This window comes from Asaia platycodi JCM 25414 (genome assembly GCF_000614545.1).
Lineage (GTDB): Bacteria > Pseudomonadota > Alphaproteobacteria > Acetobacterales > Acetobacteraceae > Asaia > Asaia platycodi.
The window spans coordinates 142,336-160,433 of sequence record NZ_BAKW01000003.1; the positions used below are offsets into that span (position 1 = coordinate 142,336).

Annotated in this window: 10 protein-coding genes and 5 pseudogenes; 8 read left to right on the plus strand and 7 right to left on the minus strand. The window is 59.7% G+C overall.

Annotated features, from left to right (window positions below):
• Positions 1-118 precede the first annotated feature (118 nt).
• Entirely contained in the window at positions 119-247 is a 129-nt protein-coding gene (locus tag JCM25414_RS25755) for a hypothetical protein (RefSeq protein WP_277910979.1), read from the minus strand.
• Positions 248-341: 94 nt separating this feature from the next.
• Here JCM25414_RS25755 and JCM25414_RS03950 point away from each other — a divergent pair, with 94 nt between their 5' ends.
• Both JCM25414_RS03950 and JCM25414_RS26455 read left to right on the plus strand, forming a co-directional pair.
• The gene (locus JCM25414_RS03950) at positions 342-1,397 is read left to right on the plus strand and encodes an AI-2E family transporter (protein WP_025840797.1); all 1,056 of its coding nucleotides are present in this window, start codon (positions 342-344) and stop codon (positions 1,395-1,397) included.
• Positions 1,398-1,829: 432 nt separating this feature from the next.
• The gene (locus JCM25414_RS26455) at positions 1,830-2,129 is read left to right on the plus strand and encodes a hypothetical protein (RefSeq protein WP_369345999.1); all 300 of its coding nucleotides are present in this window, start codon (positions 1,830-1,832) and stop codon (positions 2,127-2,129) included.
• On the opposite strand, the pseudogene JCM25414_RS16890 reads toward JCM25414_RS26455, so the two are convergent.
• Positions 2,124-3,526, minus strand: a pseudogene (locus tag JCM25414_RS16890) (phospholipase D-like domain-containing protein); the annotation flags it as partial. The gene JCM25414_RS26455 and the pseudogene JCM25414_RS16890 overlap by 6 nt on opposite strands.
• Positions 3,527-3,661: 135 nt before the next feature.
• Between JCM25414_RS16890 and JCM25414_RS03965 the strand changes: the two are divergent.
• Complete coding sequence (locus JCM25414_RS03965; RefSeq protein WP_408734864.1) at positions 3,662-4,384, plus strand: arginyltransferase; 723 nt, start codon at positions 3,662-3,664, stop codon at positions 4,382-4,384.
• A 15-nt stretch (positions 4,385-4,399) separates the two neighbouring features.
• On the opposite strand, the pseudogene parC reads toward JCM25414_RS03965, so the two are convergent.
• Positions 4,400-6,621, minus strand: a pseudogene (gene parC / locus JCM25414_RS16895) (DNA topoisomerase IV subunit A).
• 244 nt (positions 6,622-6,865) lie between these two features.
• Between parC and JCM25414_RS03975 the strand changes: the two are divergent.
• From JCM25414_RS03975 to JCM25414_RS25765, 3 genes are read left to right on the plus strand one after another with little or no spacing between them, the layout of a single operon-like run.
• A complete protein-coding gene (locus JCM25414_RS03975) occupies positions 6,866-7,576 on the plus strand; it encodes a bacteriorhodopsin (RefSeq protein ID WP_025840800.1) in 711 nt (236 codons plus the stop codon).
• 25 nt (positions 7,577-7,601) lie between these two features.
• On the plus strand, positions 7,602-8,048 hold the full coding sequence (locus tag JCM25414_RS25760; protein ID WP_051535673.1) for a Brp/Blh family beta-carotene 15,15'-dioxygenase: 447 nt from the start codon (positions 7,602-7,604) through the stop codon (positions 8,046-8,048).
• 26 nt (positions 8,049-8,074) lie between these two features.
• Positions 8,075-8,485, plus strand: coding sequence for a Brp/Blh family beta-carotene 15,15'-dioxygenase (locus tag JCM25414_RS25765; RefSeq protein ID WP_277911016.1), 411 nt, complete (start codon positions 8,075-8,077; stop codon positions 8,483-8,485).
• A gap of 27 nt (positions 8,486-8,512) precedes the next feature.
• Here JCM25414_RS25765 and recO read toward each other — a convergent pair whose 3' ends face one another.
• The 3 genes and pseudogenes from recO to rpsB form a co-directional block, all read right to left on the minus strand.
• Positions 8,513-9,304 (minus strand): DNA repair protein RecO, encoded by a 792-nt coding sequence (recO, locus tag JCM25414_RS03985; protein WP_025840801.1) that lies wholly within the window; start codon positions 9,302-9,304, stop codon positions 8,513-8,515.
• Between the two features lie 33 nt (positions 9,305-9,337).
• Positions 9,338-10,242, minus strand: a pseudogene (gene tsf, locus JCM25414_RS16905) (translation elongation factor Ts).
• A 104-nt stretch (positions 10,243-10,346) separates the two neighbouring features.
• A pseudogene (gene rpsB / locus JCM25414_RS03995) lies at positions 10,347-11,152 on the minus strand (30S ribosomal protein S2).
• Positions 11,153-11,679: 527 nt separating this feature from the next.
• Between rpsB and JCM25414_RS04000 the strand changes: the two are divergent.
• Both JCM25414_RS04000 and JCM25414_RS04005 read left to right on the plus strand, forming a co-directional pair.
• A complete protein-coding gene (locus JCM25414_RS04000) occupies positions 11,680-12,351 on the plus strand; it encodes a response regulator transcription factor (RefSeq protein WP_025840803.1) in 672 nt (223 codons plus the stop codon).
• On the plus strand, positions 12,352-13,728 hold the full coding sequence (locus tag JCM25414_RS04005) for a HAMP domain-containing sensor histidine kinase (protein WP_025840804.1): 1,377 nt from the start codon (positions 12,352-12,354) through the stop codon (positions 13,726-13,728).
• A gap of 936 nt (positions 13,729-14,664) precedes the next feature.
• Here JCM25414_RS04005 and dnaE read toward each other — a convergent pair.
• Positions 14,665-18,083, minus strand: a pseudogene (gene dnaE / locus JCM25414_RS16910) (DNA polymerase III subunit alpha).
• Positions 18,084-18,098 lie beyond the last annotated feature (15 nt).

An 18,098-nucleotide genomic window follows, 5' to 3' on the forward strand; every position in this document is an offset into this window, starting at 1 on the left:
CTGATCCCCAGATCCGTCATGAAAGCGGCGAAAACAGCCGGACCCGGCACCATATGCGGCAGGGAGTCCGCCTTCTCGCATATCTCGTTGATACGGAAACGATCGGCCTTGGGAAACGCTAGTTCATGAAACGCGGCGTCGGGATCGCCCGCCTGACCGGGGAGAAGTATCGAGCGTCGAGATAGCGATAGCGGCGCGCAGGAAGCGCCATCAGGGTCTGCACATCGATGAGGGGTGCCAGCGTCATGAACGGACCTTGCGAGAACGGGTTGAGAACCGCACGATAGCAGCCAGAAGCACGATCTGGTCAACTGGTGCGGCTGACGGGCACGGGAGATTTTGTGACGACTGAACGCATCATGCTGGGATTGCTGCTTGTCGGTGTGGCCTATGGCTGCGGCGTCGTTCTATGGCCCTTCCTTTCAGCCATTCTCTGGGGCGCCATTCTCACCTTCACGACATGGCCACTCTTCAAGCGTCTGCGCCGCCACATGCGCCCCCCCCTCGCCGCTGTGGTCATGATGGTCTGCAGCGCCATCGCCATTGTGATGCCACTCGCGCTGCTCACCTCGACAGGCATCGCCGACCTGCCGCTCATCATCGGGGGCATCAACGCCGAAATCGAAGCGCTGGGTCGCACCCATCCCGCGCCGAACTGGCTAGCCTCTCTTCCTGCGGTCGGCCCCCAGCTTTCCACTGCCTATCTTCACTGGAATCACGATGTCAGGGGTCTCGGCGAGGCACTGCACCCCTATGCCGGACAGATTGCTCATTATGCACTTAAAGCCCTGATGCAGATGGCGAGCGGCCTGGCCGAACTGGTCATGGCGCTTTTCATCGCCCTGTTTTTCTGGATCAGCGGGGATTCTCTGGGGCGTGTCATCCACGCGGTCCTCACCCGCATCACAGGCAGCTATGCTGACCGGCTCATTACCATCATTGGCGGCGTGATACGCGGCACCGTCTACGGCATACTTGGCACGGCCATCGTGCAGGGTGTGCTGACGGCCATCGGATTGTTCATCTCGGGCGTTCCCGCACCTGTGCTTCTGGGCGGTGTCGCCGCCTTCGTTGCGGTGTTTCCCGTGGGCGCCCCACTTGTCTGGGCGCCAGCGGCCATCTGGCTGGCCCTGCATCACCATCTCGGCTGGGGGCTGTTTCTTGCCGGTTACGGTATCATCTTCATTTCAGGCGCCGATCATATCATCCGACCCGCCTTCATCGCGCGCGGCGCCCAGCTTCCCTATCTACTGACCGTACTCGGCGTTCTGGGCGGTGTGGTCACATTAGGCGGACTGGGCATTTTCCTGGGTCCAGTACTGCTTGGGGTCGGCTATACATTGACGACCGAATTCGCTCGTGGCGCCTATCAGACCGAAAAGAAAATGCTGCGATGAGCCTCTCTTTACTTCAGGAAGATCCTGCCTCTTCCACCGAAGACGCCGACGCCCCACGGATCGGGCAGAGTTTTACCATACTCAGCTGGAACCTTTTGCGCGCTGTTGGCGCCCCTCTCGAGGAGGTCGTCGCGGTTGCGCGCAGCGTGAAGCCGGATATCTTTCTGATGCAGGAGCTATCGGCACGTTCGACCGCCTGCCTGAGATACTGGGCGGGCATTATGCGCGTATCCCCCTGCCCGACCGCATTCACGGCACGGCATGCTGGAGCCGCTTTCCCTTCGCGCGCGCGCTATTTCCTGCGCCTTGCCTTCGGGGCTCATGGTGCGACGTACCGCGCAGCTGATCGATTTCGGCTCGTTTTCGATCGCCAATGTTCATTTATCGCACGGCCAGATTCTCAACCGGCGTCAACTTCGCCGCATCGCCCCCATGCTGCGGCATCACGCTCTCGTCATGGGCGATTTCAATCTTGTTGGCCCTACTCTCATGCCCGGCTTTCGCGATGTCGGCCCACGGGAAGCGACGCATCGCATGGCCGATGTGCTGCCCATTCGTATTGATCGCTGCATGGTACGCGGCATGACACCGCTCGAAACTGCGGTTTTGCCCAATCAGAGCTCAGACCATCACCCGATCCGCGTGACGCTGCGGCTCGAAGCACCCGACAGGCATCGGAGCTTCTTCCAAAGGCTCAAGGACAGACAGCAGCTCAAAGATAAGGCTGAATAGCCTTACTGAGGCGTTCCGGATCTTCCGGACGTCGCTCATGCTGTCGAGCGCGTGATGGGTCAGGCGCCGCGTGCGATGACGCCCCATGAAAGCGTTGAGCTCCTGCGCTACGGACTCGCTGTAGATTTCGAGATTGATCTCGAAATTGAGCCTCAGGCTGCGCGCATCGATATTGCTGCTACCGACAAACGACCAGGCCTCATCCACCACCAGCAACTTGGCATGATTGAATGGCGGGCGGCTCATCCAGACACGGCATCCGGCTGTCAGGAAAGGCGCCAGACTGGCATCACGAGCATAGTCGATCAGACGGTGATTGCTGCGCTTGGGCAGAATGATATCGATCTCGACCCCGCGCAGGGCGGCAAGACAAAGCTCCGAAACCAGACGCTCATTGGGCAGAAAATACGGTGTCATGAGGCACACGGAACGTCGTGAAAGCGCGATAGCCTGCAGCATCGAAAATTCGATCTTTTCCAGATCGTTATCCGGCCCCGAGGTCACGACGCGCATCGGGATGTCGCCCTGCCGCTCAGGCTCGGGAAAATAGATCTCGCCATCGAGCTGCTCGCCGCAGGTAAAGGACCAGTCGCGTGCAAAGGCCTCTGTCAGCTGATGCACCACCGGCCCTTCGAGACGGAAATGCGTATCGGCCACCGGATGTTTTGTCCTCAGACGGCGTAGGTTTTCCTCGCCGATATTGAGGCCGCCCATGAAGCCGACCCGCCCGTCAATGATCAGCATCTTGCGGTGATTGCGCAGATTGATGAACGGCATCTTCCACGGCAGAAGCGAATGCATGAATCGATGGCAAGGTATACCCCTGCCCCTCAATGCCTTGCGATGCCGGAAAAGAAGTAACCGCCCCCGATGCCATCGACCAAAACATGCACGGCAACGCCTCGCGCATGCGCGAGGGCAAGGGCCTCGACAAACTGGTCGCCAATCCGATCAGCTCTGAAGATATAGGAACAAAGAAGGATCGACACCCGCGCGGAGGCAATATCCTGCAGCATACGCGGGTAGATATTATCGCCGTCATGCAGGCAGGTAATGGAGTTGCCACCCAGTAGGGGACGCTCGGTCAGTTTGCCCACCATTCGTGCCAGCGGCGCAAAATCGCCCTTCAGGCGGTAGCGTGCGTGAAACGCCAGTCCTCTGCCCCGCCAGTGATGGTCACTGACCAGACGGCGGGCCAGACGCCTGACGCGATTGATGCCGAACATGAGATAGAGCAACGTCCCGCAAATGGGCATGAGCCAGCTCACCCCGATCCAGCCTGCACAGGCCGCCGTGTTCTGTTTGGTTCTCAGAACATGCAGCGTGACGGCCACGGCGAGACAGATCCGCAGGACGATCATGAAGTAGTCGAAAAGCGTGATAGGCCAACTCATCATTCATAACGTTAACGTATTCGACCGAAATTCAAAGGCCTCCATCTTGCAACGATAAAATTCATCGTAAAATATGGAAGGATGGAGGATCATCGCTCAGATGCACCGGATAACGTAGAGGGGAATGAGAGGATGGTCATGTCTGCACACCGTCCCCAGCTCTTCTACACGACCGAACCCTCGCCATGCCCTTATCTGCCCGGTCTTCTGGAGCGAAAGGTCATGACCGAGCTCGTTGGGATCGATGCCGATCTGCTTCATGACCGTCTCTCACGCGCCGGTTTCAGACGCAGCCACGGCATCGTCTATGCACCGGTCTGCCATAACTGCCAGTCCTGCATCCCCATCCGGCTACCGGTTTTCGAGTTCGCGCCCGATCGTACCATGCGCCGCATCAAGCGCAGCCTCGGCGATCTGACCGTGGTAGAGCGTCCCATTGTCGCAACCATCGAACAATATGAACTGTTCCGCGCCTATCAGGAGCAGCGCCATATTGATGGCGACATGGCGCTTATGGGGCTCGACGATTACCAGGCCATGATCGAAACCAGCCCGATCGAAACGAGTGTTTTCGAGTTCCGCACCAGAGAAGGGCGGCTTGTTTGCGTCTCCCTGGTCGACATGCTCTCTGATGGGCTCTCTGCCGTCTATACCTTCTACTGCGTCGATGACCCGCAACGCTCATACGGCACGGCGTCAATTCTATGGCTAATCGATGAGACCGTCCGACGCGGCAAGCCCTATCTCTATCTCGGCTACTGGGTGCCGGGCAGCGCCAAGATGGGGTATAAAGCGCGCTTCCGCCCGGCAGAAATTCTCAAGGCCGGGCAGTGGCAACGCCTCGCCATCGAAAAAAGCTGAGTGCGGGAAGAAGGCCTACCCGCGCGATGCGGGTTTGCGCGTCATCCACTGGGGCGCAGCCTTGCCCTGATCGGCGCGCTTGCCCGCAATGGACGCAAGATCAGCATCGCTGCGAGGCTTCTGCCCCTCATGCCAGACCAGCCCCTCTTCGCTGGAGAAGACACGCAGATCGACCAGACGCTGACCTGGCGGCAGCTTCTGAATCGTCACCCCCATGCCCTTGGTCATTTCCGGCAAAGCTGAAACAGCGAAAGAAAGCGCCTTGCGATTGCTACCCATGGTCACGACCTGATCGCCCGTCACAGCCTCGCAAAATGAGGCGCGATCACCGTCACGCAGGGTCAGCACCTGCTTGCCCGTGCGTTTTTCTGCCGCCATGTCGACATCGCGCACCACCATACCGCGCCCGCTCTCACTCGCCAGAATACGACGCCCATGCTCGTCGAGCACGAAGAAGGTGACGATCTCTTCTTCCTGAGGCAGATCGGCCAGAACACGGATAGGCTGGCCAAAGCCGCGACCACGGGGCAGATCGGCGGCCTTGAGCGTAAAGACCCGCCCGCCGCTCACCAGAAGGCAGAGACGCTCGGTGCTCTGGCATTCGAGCGAGAGGCCGAAAGCGTCTCCTTCCTTGAATTTATGGCTCTCGGATCGATCCCATGGCCCTTGATCGCCCGCACCCAGCCTTCGCGGGACAGCAGAACCGTGAGCGGTTCGCGATCCACCTGAATGGCGGCACTCAGATCGATCGGTGCCGGAGGGGCTGCGATTTGCGTGCGTCGGGCGCCGAGCGCGCCATCACCGAACCGCGTTGCCGTCGCCTCGAGTTCCTTGCCGATACGCGTCCAGCGCTTGCGCTCGCTACCGAGCAATCCTTCGAGCCCCGCTTTCTCCTTGAGCAGCGCGTCGCGCTCCTTGCGGATTTCGATTTCCTCGAGCCTGCGCAGCGAGCGCAGACGCATGTTCAGCACATATTCGGCCTGCAGATCGGTCAGGCTGAAGGCAAGCATCAGTTCGGGTTTGGGCTCATCGCCTTCACGAATGATGCGAATGACCTCATCAAGATTGAGATAGACCGCCAGAAACCCTTCGAGAATTTCGAGGCGGCGTTCGACCGCGCTCAGGCGATGATTCGAACGGCGCACCAGGACGATCTCGCGATGGTCGAGCCAGGACTGGATGACTTCACGCAGCCCCATGACCCGCGGCACGCGATTGGCGTCCAGCACATTCATATTCAGGCTGAAGCGGCTCTCGAGCGCCGTGATACGAAACAGCGTCTCCATGAGGACTTCAGGCTCGATACCCTTGGCTTTCGGCTCAAGAACGAGACGGATATCGGTCGTGCTCTCATCGCGGATGTCAGCAAGCAGAGGCAGCTTCTTCTGCTCCATCAGCTCGGCAATCTGCTCGATCAGACGCGATTTCTGCACCTGATAGGGGATTTCGGTCACGATGACGGTCCAGGTGCCAAAACGCCCCTGCTCCACCTCCCATCGCGCCCGTGTACGGAAGCTGCCGCGCCCGGTCTCATAGGCCGTGCGCATGCTCTGCGCTTCTTCGATCAGCACGCCTCCCGTCGGGAAATCCGGCCCCGGCATATATTGCATGAGCGTTTCGACCGATGCCTGAGGGTCGTCGATCAGATGGCGTGCGGCACGACAGATTTCAGCAGCGTTATGGGGCGGAATACTCGTCGCCATGCCGACCGCGATACCGGCGGCGCCATTGGCCAGCAAATTGGGGAATGCGCCAGGAAGCACAACGGGCTCGGCGTCTTCATTATCATAGGTCGGGCGGAAATCGACGGCATCGTCCTCGATGCCTTCCAGCAGCGCCTTGGCAACTTCGGTCAGACGCGACTCCGTATAACGCATGGCAGCTGCGTTATCGCCGTCGATGGAGCCGAAATTGCCTTGGCCCTCGACCAGCGGGTAGCGCACGGCAAAATCCTGCGCCAGCCGCACCAGCGCCTCATAGACGGCAGCATCACCATGCGGATGGAACTTACCGATGACATCACCCACCACGCGGGCGCATTTCTTGAAGCCGGAACTCGGGTCCAGCTTCAATTGCTGCATGGCGTAGAGAATGCGCCTATGGACCGGCTTCATGCCGTCACGCACATCCGGCAGGGAGCGTGCCATGATGGTCGACATCGCATAGGCGATATAGCGCTCGCTCAATGCGTCGGCGAGTTTCGTATCCTCGATATGTCCTGCCAGATCCTGACTCATGCCGCGCCCTTTCGTTTCAGGGCAGATAAGGCGGGGGAACGCGCGCTGTCCAGTGCAAATACCCCGTTTTTGTTCCCCGTCCTGTTCTGGTTTGCCGGTAGAATGCGCCACCTCGACATGGCGGCACGCCGCGATATGGCCCGCAACGCACAAGGAGCAAAAAGTGATGTCAAGATGATCAGCTGACAACTTTATGTGTCAGGTACCGTTCAACGCTCTCCTCTCCTCGTGAAAGACTGCGATAATGACCCTGACGGTTCTCTGGGTAACAGCCCTGATCATGTTTGCCGGCGGTACGGCGTTGCTGCTGCTGGGCAAGCGGCGTACGGAAACCGAAGGGGTGATGAGCCTCGCCCATGGCATCGTACCTATCATCGCAGGGTGCCTCTATGTCGCCATGGCAACCGGACAGGGCGCTTTGCTCCTCCCCACCGATGCCACCCTGGCGGGCGCCGCCAATACAACCCGTATTTTCTGGTTCGGCCGTTATATCGACTGGCTTTTCACAACGCCGCTTCTGCTGGTCGGCCTCGGTTTTCTAGGCATGTTCCGCGGGCGCAAACGCACCGATCTTCTGCTAGGCGCTGTGGCGGCCGATGTCATCATGGTCATCACCGCCTTCGCTTTCAGCGCATCCGAGAACCTGGTGGATCGCTGGATCTGGTTCATACTGTCCTGCGTCGCGTTTCTCGGGGTCTACTATGTCATCTGGGTATCGCAGCTTCAGGCGAACCGGCTGGAACGCCCCGAAGTGCAGAGCGCCTATATCCGTAGCGCCGCTATCCTCTCCGTGCTCTGGATGGTATACCCTGTCATTCTTGCCCTTTCTCCCGATGGCCTGGGCCTTGTATCGGACGCTGCCAGCGTTCTGATCATCGCGGTTACTGATGTTCTCGCGAAAGTCGGGTTCGGCTTCCTCGGCCTTTCCGATGACCGCGAACTGACCACGGTCTGAACGCGTCGGACCCGGCATAGCTCTCATGACTACCGCCGGGCCACGCAGCCTGTTCAATCCACTCTATTGGGGTAGCGCCACATTCTGCTGTGTGATCTCGCTCTGGAGCGGCAGCGTCCTCGTAGCCCTTTTGACGATCATCGCTTTCGGTCTGCCGCATGGCGCGCTCGACGGTGAAATGGCGCGACAGGTGCTCAGCCCACGCTTTGGGCGCATCTGGTTTCCCCTATTCGCCCTTCCCTATGTCGTGTTGATCCTGCTCATGCTGGCTTCATGGCGGCTTTACCCCTTGGTCACGCTCAGCATCTTTCTCGCCCTCTCGCTATGGCACTTCGGCAATGAGACGCAAGTGGAGCGCAAATCCTTACCCGCTATTCTCGTTCTTGGTGGCGCGCCCCTGATCCTGCCCTGCATCTTCCGGCCGGAGGAGACCGCCGCTCTTCTAGGTGCCATGCACACCCGGCGCGCATAGCTGCACCGCCTTCATGGCTCATCTGGCTGTTTCCCTTTTGGTGTGCCACTGCGAGTGCCTGGCTGGGTGCCTGCCGGGCAACAGAGCGGCCTCAGAAACTGCTTCAGCTTGTCGGTTTCCTCGCCCTGTTTTCTCTGCTCCCCCCGCTTGACGCGTTCATGTGCTATTTCGTTTTCCAGCACGCACCAGCTCATGTGGCAGCCTTGATCGACGATCCTCGCTGGCCCCGGCTTGTTTCGGAAGGGTCGGCCCTGCGTCATGCTCTGCCACTGACAATCGCAACGCTCATCCTGGGGGCTGCGCTTTTCCCACTTCACACTGGCACAGTTTCCGAGCGCTTGCTGACAATAACCTTTCAGCTCCTTGCTGCGCTCACCCTGCCACACATGATCTTCGATCTTTTTATAGGACGCCAGAAGATGCCTCTCCGTGCCTGATGACAGGTGCGTCAGGCCGCAATCATTCTACATCGGCGTGGAGGTGTTGCCATCGTCCTGTGCAAGGTCAGCCTGCGCGCCCGCAAGAGTCATCACGCGCATTTCGAGACGCTCACGCGCTCCGGGAATGGGTTTATGCCGAGCACCGAAGAGGTGACGTGAAAGAAAATACCGGGTCAGAACAAGTCCTTCGGCCCAGGAGGCCGGATCATCTCCCGCATCCTCTGTGCCCTGCGGAGTCAGATAGTGGGGCAAAGACAGCAAACGATCGACCCACACACCGGCTGCGGCACGGCTCACCGCACGTCCTGTCCTCGGAGAGACATAAGCAAGATCACTCTTATCCCCGGAGATGGCGCAGCTATCGAGAGTCAACCCGTAACCGAGGGTCGCCAGAAGGGCTGTTTCCCAGCGCACATAATCAACCACAGGCGCAGGATCGGCGAGTACGCAGAATGCCGTCAAATCGCGTACGGTCTGCAAAAAGAACTCAGGATGAGGCTCACGATCCGGCAGAGCAGAATCGGCAAGTTCTGCCGCAGACTGAACAAGGGCCAGTTGCAGGGGACGATCAAGAAGCCTGACAGCTGTTTCCTGCACCATTTCGCCAGCCACCTGGCCAAGCTGGTCGGAAAGGCGTGAGGTATAGCGGGCAAGAATGAGGTTGCCCGGTTGCCAGAGCGCAGCCTGGCGTCTCGACGAGCCGCCACGCACCAGACCGGCAATGCGGCCATACTCTTCGGTGAAGAGATGGACCACCGCCCCGCCCTCGCCGTAGCGGCGGGCAGAGAGGACGATCGCGGCACATTCGAAATTCATGCGCCGCGACCTGATTGAGGCTCGATCAGACGATCAGCCGCCAGCAGCAGCCGCCACTTCAGCAGCGAAATCGCTGGTTTCCTTCTCGATACCTTCGCCGAGCTGGAAGCGCTCGAAAGCAACGAGCTTGGCACCAGCCTTCTCGACAACCTTGGCAACGCGCGTTTCGCGTCATGCACCCAGACCTGCTCCAGAAGAACCACTTCTTCATAGAACTTGCGGATGCGGCCTTCGATCATCTTTTCGATGATGGCTTCGGGCTTGCCGGACTCACGAGCCTGCTCGATCAGAACCTGACGCTCACGCTCCAGGGCATCCGGGTCAACGCTGGCGACTTCAAGAGCGGCCGGACGGGTTGCGGCAACGTGCATGCCAATCTGGCGACCCAGCGTGAGCAGGGCTTCTGATTCCGAAGCGGCTTCGACAGCAGCCAGAACGCCGATCTTGCCAACGCCCGGACGCAGAGCGCCGTGAACGTAGGAAGCAACGATGCCCGAAGGAACGGTCAGAACCTTGGCGCGACGCAGCGACATGTTCTCGCCGATCGTGGCGATCAGGTGGGTCAGTTCTTCGGCAACCGTGCGGCCCGAAGCAAGCTTCGCCTGCGACAGGGTGTCGAGGTCGTCACCGGCTTCGAGAGCAGCATGAGCCACGGATTCGACGAAAGCCTGGAACGCTTCGTTACGACCCACGAAATCGGTCTCGGCGTTGACTTCGACCATGGCGGCCTTGTTCTTGCCGGAAGCAACGGCCACGAGGCCTTCAGCCGTCGTGCGGCCAGACTTCTTGGCAGCCTGCGAAAGGCCCTTCGCACGCAGCCAGTCGATGGCAGCGTCCATGTCGCCAGCGGCTTCGGTGAGAGCCTTCTTGCAGTCCATCATGCCGGCGCCGGTCTTTTCGCGCAGGTCACGAACGAGGGCAGCTGTGATTTCCGCCATGTTCCATACTCCTTCAGGAATGAAACGGCGTGCCGCAGCCTTTCAGCCGGGCACGCCCATATATAGTCAGTGCCGGGAAAGCCCAGGGGCTCTCCACGTGCAGATCAGGCCTCGGCCGGAACTGCTGCAGCTTCTTCTGCCGGCGCTTCGGTCGTCGTCTCTTCGACCACGGTTTCGACCGGCAGCTCTTCAGATGCGCCGAAATCGACGCCCGAAGCAGCCATTTCAGCCGAAATGCCGTCCAGAACCGACTGCGCCACGAGGTCGCAATAGGTGGTGATGGCGCGGATCGCGTCGTCATTGCCGGGGATCGGGTAGGTCACGCCAGCCGGATCGGAGTTGCTGTCGAGCACAGCAATAACCGGGATACCGAGCTTGTTGCTTCTTCAACCGCCAGCTTTTCCTTGTTCGTGTCGATCACGAACAGGATGTCCGGCAGGCCGCCCATTTCCTTGATGCCGCCGAGCGAACGCTCGAGCTTCTCGCGGTCACGGGTGATGTCGAGAATTTCCTTCTTCGTCAGACCATGCGTGTCGCCCGAAAGCATCTCGTCGATCTGGCGCAGACGCTTGATCGAACCCGTGATGGTCTTCCAGTTGGTCAGCATGCCACCGAGCCAGCGATGGTTGACGTAGTACTGGCCGCAACGCGTGGCGGCTTCAGCAACGTGCTCGGCTGCGGCGCGCTTCGTGCCGACGAACAGAACGCGACCACCACCGGCAACCGTGTTGCGAACGGCCTGCAGGGCGCGGTCGAGCATCGGAACGGTCTGCTGCAGGTCGATGATATGGACCTGGTTGCGGATGCCGAACAGATACGGCGCCATTGCCGGGTTCCAGCGACGCGTGTGGTGACCGAAGTGAACGCCGGCTTCGAGCAGCTGACGCATGGTGAATTCTGGCATCGCCATGATGCAAATTCCTAATCTTCTGGTTGTGCCTCCGTATGACTTCGCCAGCCTTGCGGGCCGACACCAGAGTGTCTGTCGTCATACGTGCGAATTGCCCCTCTCCCTTGACGATAACGCCGCCGAGAAAGTGAGACGGGCGCGGTATCGCCTTTTTCGCCACAAAATACAAGAAGGAAGCACGTTATCACGGCAGAAAACATGCGTCTTGCATGGGCCATGGGCGACAGAAGGCTAGCCTCCCTTCTAGGTCCGAATGCGTCGACACGACAGGTCGACCGGCATTTACAGCTGCTAAAGCCGAGCAGGGTGGAAGCGACGATGCCCGATTGCACACGCCATAAATGCGATATGCCCCGCGAATTCAGTTCGGTTCCGCAAGAAAAACCCTGCGAATATTCGGCGGGCGTGTCATGTTCACGCAATGTAGGTCTGTTATGCGCAACGCCGTGCACAGGCCTTCTTTCACTTGTGCCCCGTCTCTTGACCAGGGTCGCCTAGGCGCTGCTCCTGTCTACGGAAGTTGGTTCATGCGCATCCTGTTGATTGAAGACGAACTGGACATGGCGAGCCTGATTGCCCGAAGCGTTCAGGATGCCGGATTTGCAATCGATTCCGCGCGTTCTGTGGCCGATGCACGAGAAATGGCAGCACTTGCGTCCTATGCACTTGTGCTTCTTGACCGTCGGCTACCTGACGGAGACGGTCTCAGCCTGATCCGGCCCTTGCGTGCGCTTCAGCCCGGTGCACCCATCATCGTTCTCTCGGCACTAGATGCGGTACCGGACAGGGTGTTGGGGCTGGATGAGGGGGCGGACGACTATCTCGCCAAACCTTTCGACATGGCTGAGCTTCTAGCAAGAACGCGAGCCGCGCTGCGCCGCCCTGGCGCAGAGGATACGCCACCCATAATCTGCGGTCGGCTCGGCTTCCACCCATCCACGCGTGAGATCACGATCGACGGAGCCCCGATGCTGTTCAAACGGCGCGAACTTGCTGTCCTCGAGACACTCATACGGCGGGCCGGACGCGTTGTCAGGCGCGAGACCCTGATCGAGGAAGTCTATGGTTTTGATGACGAGATCCAGTCCAACACGCTGGATGCGCATATCTCGCGCCTGCGCGTCCGTCTCACCGCCTTAAAGGCTGGTATCGTGATTCATCCGATCCGCGGGGTCGGCTATCTTCTGGATCAATGCTGAATGTCGATCCCCCGCTTCACCTCGTTACGCATACGTATCACCGCCCTATTACTGGGTTTTCAACTCGTCTGCGTACTGTTCGTCGTCTTTCTGCACCCGTTTCTACTACCTGATACGAGCTATACCGATATCGCAGACATCACGACGCAAGATCTGATCAAGGACTCGCTAGTCATCGACGCCTCGGGCACGCTGGCGATCGTGCCCACACCGTCCCTGCGCCGATATGCCTCCTCTCGGCCCGCTCTGATTTACGCCATCGCCAGCGCCGATGGACGGATCGTCCGTGGCTCGAACAGATATCTCAGCGATCTGCTAACACAGATTGCCCCTGTCCGACTGGAAGATTCCGAAGGCTACGACACAAGGCAGCCAGGCAAGGAACCGATCTATTTCGATAAGCTCACGACCCGTTTCGGCGAGGTCAGCATAGCGGTCACAGGAGAATCGTTCGGGATTGCGGACATCCCGAGTTTCTTCGAGTTATTCAAACCCATCGTGCTCTTTTACAGTCCGCTGATGATCGGGGTGTTCATCTCACTGCCTCTTCTGATCGTCTGGGCACTGCGCCCGCTCAGTCTTGTCAAACGCGCTGCAGCCTCGATCGATCTTCATAATATCGATCATCCCCTGCCTACAGACGGATTGCCCAACGAACTTCGCCCTGCCGTCCAAGCGATCAACGCTGCCCTGGCGCGTATTGCAGTGGGCTGGCAGCAGCAGCATTTCTTTATGGCGAATGCGGCTCATGAATTGCGAACGCCTGTTGCCATACTCCAGGCACGCATCGACCAGGTCAAGCTCGATAGCGAAAGCCGGGTCAGTCTGGGACGAGACGTGCATCGACTGCGTCGTCTGGTCGATCAACTCCTGATCATCGCTCGTCTGGACCGACAGCAGACGACCTCCTTCACAACCCTCGAGATGGTGGATCTCCTGCAGGAAGTCGTGGCTGACTGTGCCCCTTATGTCCTGCGCAGTCGCCGCTCGATCGATCTGCAATGCAGCGTTCCACGATGGGACATCAAGGGCGATCGTCAGGCGCTTGGAAGCCTCCTGACAAATCTCATCGACAACGCCACGAAGGCCGAGCCAGAGGGGGGAACGATCTTCGTCAAGCTCGACGCTGAGCCCTCCCATACTACCATCACGGTTTCCGATCATGGCGCAGGGATTGCGGAGGAAGATCGCCAACACGTGTTCGAGCCATTCTGGCGCAAGGACCATCACGAGCCGGGAACCGGTCTCGGCCTCGCGGCCGCCAGAGATATCGTGACGCTGCACGGCGGCAGTATCCAGATCGACCAGACCCCAGGGGGCGGCGCGAGTTTCAGGGTGGTGCTCCCTATGGGCCCTGCAACGTTTTCCCCATGCTGATAATGCGAATGCCGGAGGTAAACTTCATCGCAGGATTACGTCGTCAGGCTCCTGCAATGTCGGTGCTCTAGGCTCTCAAATGCCGATCCTCCTGACGACGCCGTTGTCGTCAGCCCCGGCCACGAGGCAAGACTGCGATGATGCACTCAAGCACGATCCCGCCGAACCGCATGGCGTTCAAGACGATGAGAGCTTGTCACCTTTCATCGGATGCGCCTGGAGAGTCCAGTTCTCGTGCTTTCCGAAGCCGTAATCCCCGAGCGAAAGAAGCGTGTCGCATTTCGGAAAACGCCGAACCTTTCCATCGCTGCGTCTGGGCTCGAATACGGTCTGTTGGCCGCATGGCGCGCTGCTGCAAACGAGACATTTGGGCGCGCTGTTCTCAAGCCGTCGCCCTCCTGCGCCATGTTCGAGAAAACTGAACGGCACCGCCGCTCCCATGAGGGGACTTCGCTTCGTATGATACCAACACGATCACGCTCAGGCTTTCTCTCACCGTCCCGTTCCCGGCAGCCCATAACACGGTGGCTCGATGTCAAACCGCTCTCCCCGGAATTCCGGGGAGACATGCGCGATAGCAGCGTCGCCGCAAGCGCGGATCTCGAAAGCCTGCCCCTCTCTCAGGAGGAACGGGTATCCGAACCGACCAAAACGCCACCCCAAGGCGCGGAGCGGCCCTTCCGGCGCACGCCATTATCGAGACGTATTACCAGGTACGCTGCGCATATACTCAGTGTTTTCCCGATGCTGGTTCCGGAAGCGGCATTCCTGCGCCCCCTTATCGCGGCGCTGATACCTGGCTTTCAAAGCCGACTGGAAGGACAACTCCGCAAACGGAGCGTCGGGACCAGACGCGCAGAATGACGGTGGCATTCACCCAAACTGACGTCGGCGTCATGAGCAATAGCGCTGGCTTAGGGATAATTCATGAGCGCATCAGAGATGATCGATACGTGAGACGCCCTCAATTGTCCGCAATTGCTCGGCCAAGCGCGGCGTAACCGGGAAGTGCCCGCTGAGCGTCACCTCTATAGCCTTGGTTTCATCGACGGCTGGCACCAGCACGATCTTGCCGCGTCCCCTGCCCTTGCTTCCCAGAAGGTCCCGCACCTTCGTCACGGCTGAGGCGTCGCTGATCCAGACGCGCATTTCCGAGCTTTCCTGCGCGGCAGCTTTTTCCAGATCCGTCACATCACTGGCCGTGATACGCAGAGCATCGCCCTCAAGCTTCAGATCCGCCGTCACCATTACGGCCTGCCCGGCCACAAGCAGATCGCGGCAGCGTGAGAGCACTTCGGAGAACAGCGTCACCTCGCAACCGCCCGTTGCGTCAGAGAGACGAACCCAGGCCATCTTGCTGCCGCTCTTGGTCGGGCGCTCCTTCTTGTCGACCACGCAACCGGCGATACGGACGCGATACGACCCGTTTTCGGCGGCTGTCATGAGATTTTGCGATGTCAGAACATTGGCGCGCTTGAGCACCGAGCGATAGGCATCAAGCGGATGGGCCGACATGTGAAAGCCTATCGCTTCCGCCTCAGCCGCAAGACGCTCGAATTCAGGCCAGTACGGGGCTTCGGCAAGGCGGAGTTCCTCCGGCTCGGCAGCCTCGCCAAAAAGGCCGATCTGTCCCGATGCAGCCTCCTGCGCCTGGGATTGCGCCCGACGCATAATGATCTCCGAACTCGCGAAAACGATGTGACGGGGCTTGTCGAGGGAGTCGAACCCCCCTGCCTTGGCCAGATTTTCGATCTGGATCTTGTTGAGCTGTTTGGCATCGCAGCGTGAAGCGAGATCGGCAAGGCTGGTAAATGGCTTGTCGCCGCGCGCCTCGACAATGGCTCCATGGCCGAAAAACCCACGCGTTTGATGGCAGCGAGCGCATAGCGAATAGCCCAGCTACCGTCTTCCTGCTTCTCAAGCGAGAAATCGGCTTTCGAACGGTTGATATCGACCGGAAGCACCTTGATTTTCATCCGACGCGCCTCCTGACAGAGCGAGGCAAGCTTGTCGGTCTTTTCTCGTGCCAGCGACATGCATCCGGCCAGGAAGGCCACCGGGTGGTTCGCCTTCATCCAGGCCGTCTGATACGAGACCAATGCATAAGCGGCGGCGTGGGATTTATTGAAGCCGTAATCGGCAAAGCGCGCCATGAGGTCGAACACTTCGGCCGCTTTTTCCGGCGTGATGCCGCGTCCGGTCGCGCCCTTGACGAAAATCTCGCGCTGCGTGTCCATCTCCGCACGGATTTTCTTGCCCATGGCGCGACGCAGCAGATCGGCGCCGCCGAGACTGTACCCGGCCATTTTCTGGGCGATCTGCATGACCTGTTCCTGATAGACCATGATACCATAGGTCTCTGACAGGATATCGCGGATCTCTTCATGGGGCGGCTCCCAATCCGCCCCGTGCTTGCGCGCGCAGTAATCGGGGATATTCGCCATCGGCCCCGGCCGGTAGAGCGCCACTGCCGCAATCAGATCCTCAAGCCGTGTCGGGCGCATCTGCTTGAGCACGTCACGCATGCCCGCGCCTTCAAACTGGAACACACCGCCCGCATCGCCGCGGGCCAGCATGTCATAGGTTGGCGCATCGTCGAGCGGCAGCGTTGCAAGATCGACCTCGATGCCCTGCTGCGCGATGAAATTGATTCCGCGTTTGAGAATGGTGAGCGTGGTCAGGCCGAGGAAGTCGAACTTCACCAGCCCCGCCTGCTCGACAAACTTCATGTTATACTGCGTGACCAGCATATCGCTCTTGGGATCGCGATAGAGCGGCACGAGCTCGACCAGTTCACGATCGCCGATCACAACGCCGGCAGCATGAGTCGACGCGTGTCGATATAGGCCCTCGAGCTGCAACGCGATTTCCATGAGACGGCGTAGCGCCTCGTCATTATCGCGCATTTCCTGCAAGCGCGGTTCGCCATCGATCGCCTGTTTGAGCGTCACGGGCTTGGCCGGATTGTTCGGAATCAGTTCCGCAACCCGGTTGACCATGCCGAAGGGCAGGCCCAGCACACGCCCGACATCGCGCACGGCAGCGCGTGCCTGAAGCTTACCGAACGTGATGATCTGCGCGACACGCTCGCCACCATATTCGGTGCGGACATAACGGATCACCTCGTCGCGCCGGTCCTGACAGAAATCGATATCAAAATCGGGCATCGACACGCGCTCTGGATTGAGAAAGCGTTCAAACAGGAGATTGAATGGCAGCGGGTCGATATCGGTAATGGTCAGTGCCCAGGCGACAAGTGAGCCTGCGCCCGAACCGCGCCCCGGCCCGACCGGAATATCGTGTTCCTTGGCCCATTGGATGAAGTCAGCAACGATCAGGAAGTAACCGGGAAAGCCCATACGGGCGATGATGCCCAGCTCCATTTCGAGACGCGCCTCATAGCGCGTTCGCGTCTCCTCATCGGCATTCATGCACTCAAGGCGCAGCCGCAATCCATCTCGAGACATCGACCGAAGCGTCTCTTCTTCGGTCTCGCCTTCATGGACCTTGGGACAGACGGGCAGAAGCGGTGGACGCGTCGACACCTTGACCGCGCATCGCTGCGCGATCATGAGCGTATTGTCGCAGGCTTCAGGCAGATCAGCGAAAAGAGCCCGCATGGCATCCGGCGTCTTGAACCAGTGCTCGGGTGTCACCCGCCAACGCTCCTGCTCGGCCATGGTACGGCCCTGCGCAATGCAGAGCAGCGCATCATGTGCCTCATGCATCGCCGGTTTGGCATAGAAGCACTCATTGGTCGCGACCAGCGGCAGGCCGAGACGATCAGCCGCCGCGATCATCCCTGGCTCTACAGCTTTTTCCTCAGGCAGACCGTGGCGGTGGAGTTCGACGGCCATGTGCTCGCCGAAGCTCTCCTGCAAGCGGCGCAGCAAGGCCATGGCCTGATCTTCCTGCCCTTCGGCCAGAAGACGAAAGAGCGGCCCTCGCGTACCCCCTGTGAGCAGGAACAGCCCATCGGCATGACCGCAAAGCGTCTCGAGCAGAATGGCCGGATCGGAAGGGTCGCCCTTAAGGAACCCTTCGGAAGACAGGAATTGCAGATTGGCGAGACCGATCTCGTTGCGCGCAAGCGCCACCATTGGTTCGGAAGGCGCGCCCGGCTTGTCGCTGCGTGAAGGCAGCGCGAGCTGACAGCCGACAACCGGCTGCACGCCCTTGCCGGTGCAATATTGCGAAAATTCTAGCGCGCCGAAGAGATTGCCCGTATCGGTCAGCCCCACCGCAGGCATGGCCGATTCGGCTGCCAGCGCCACCAGATCGGGGATGCGTATCGCCCCCTGGCTCAGCGAATAGGCGGAGTGATTACGGAGGTGAACGAAGCGGGCATGGGACATGAAGCAGGATGTATC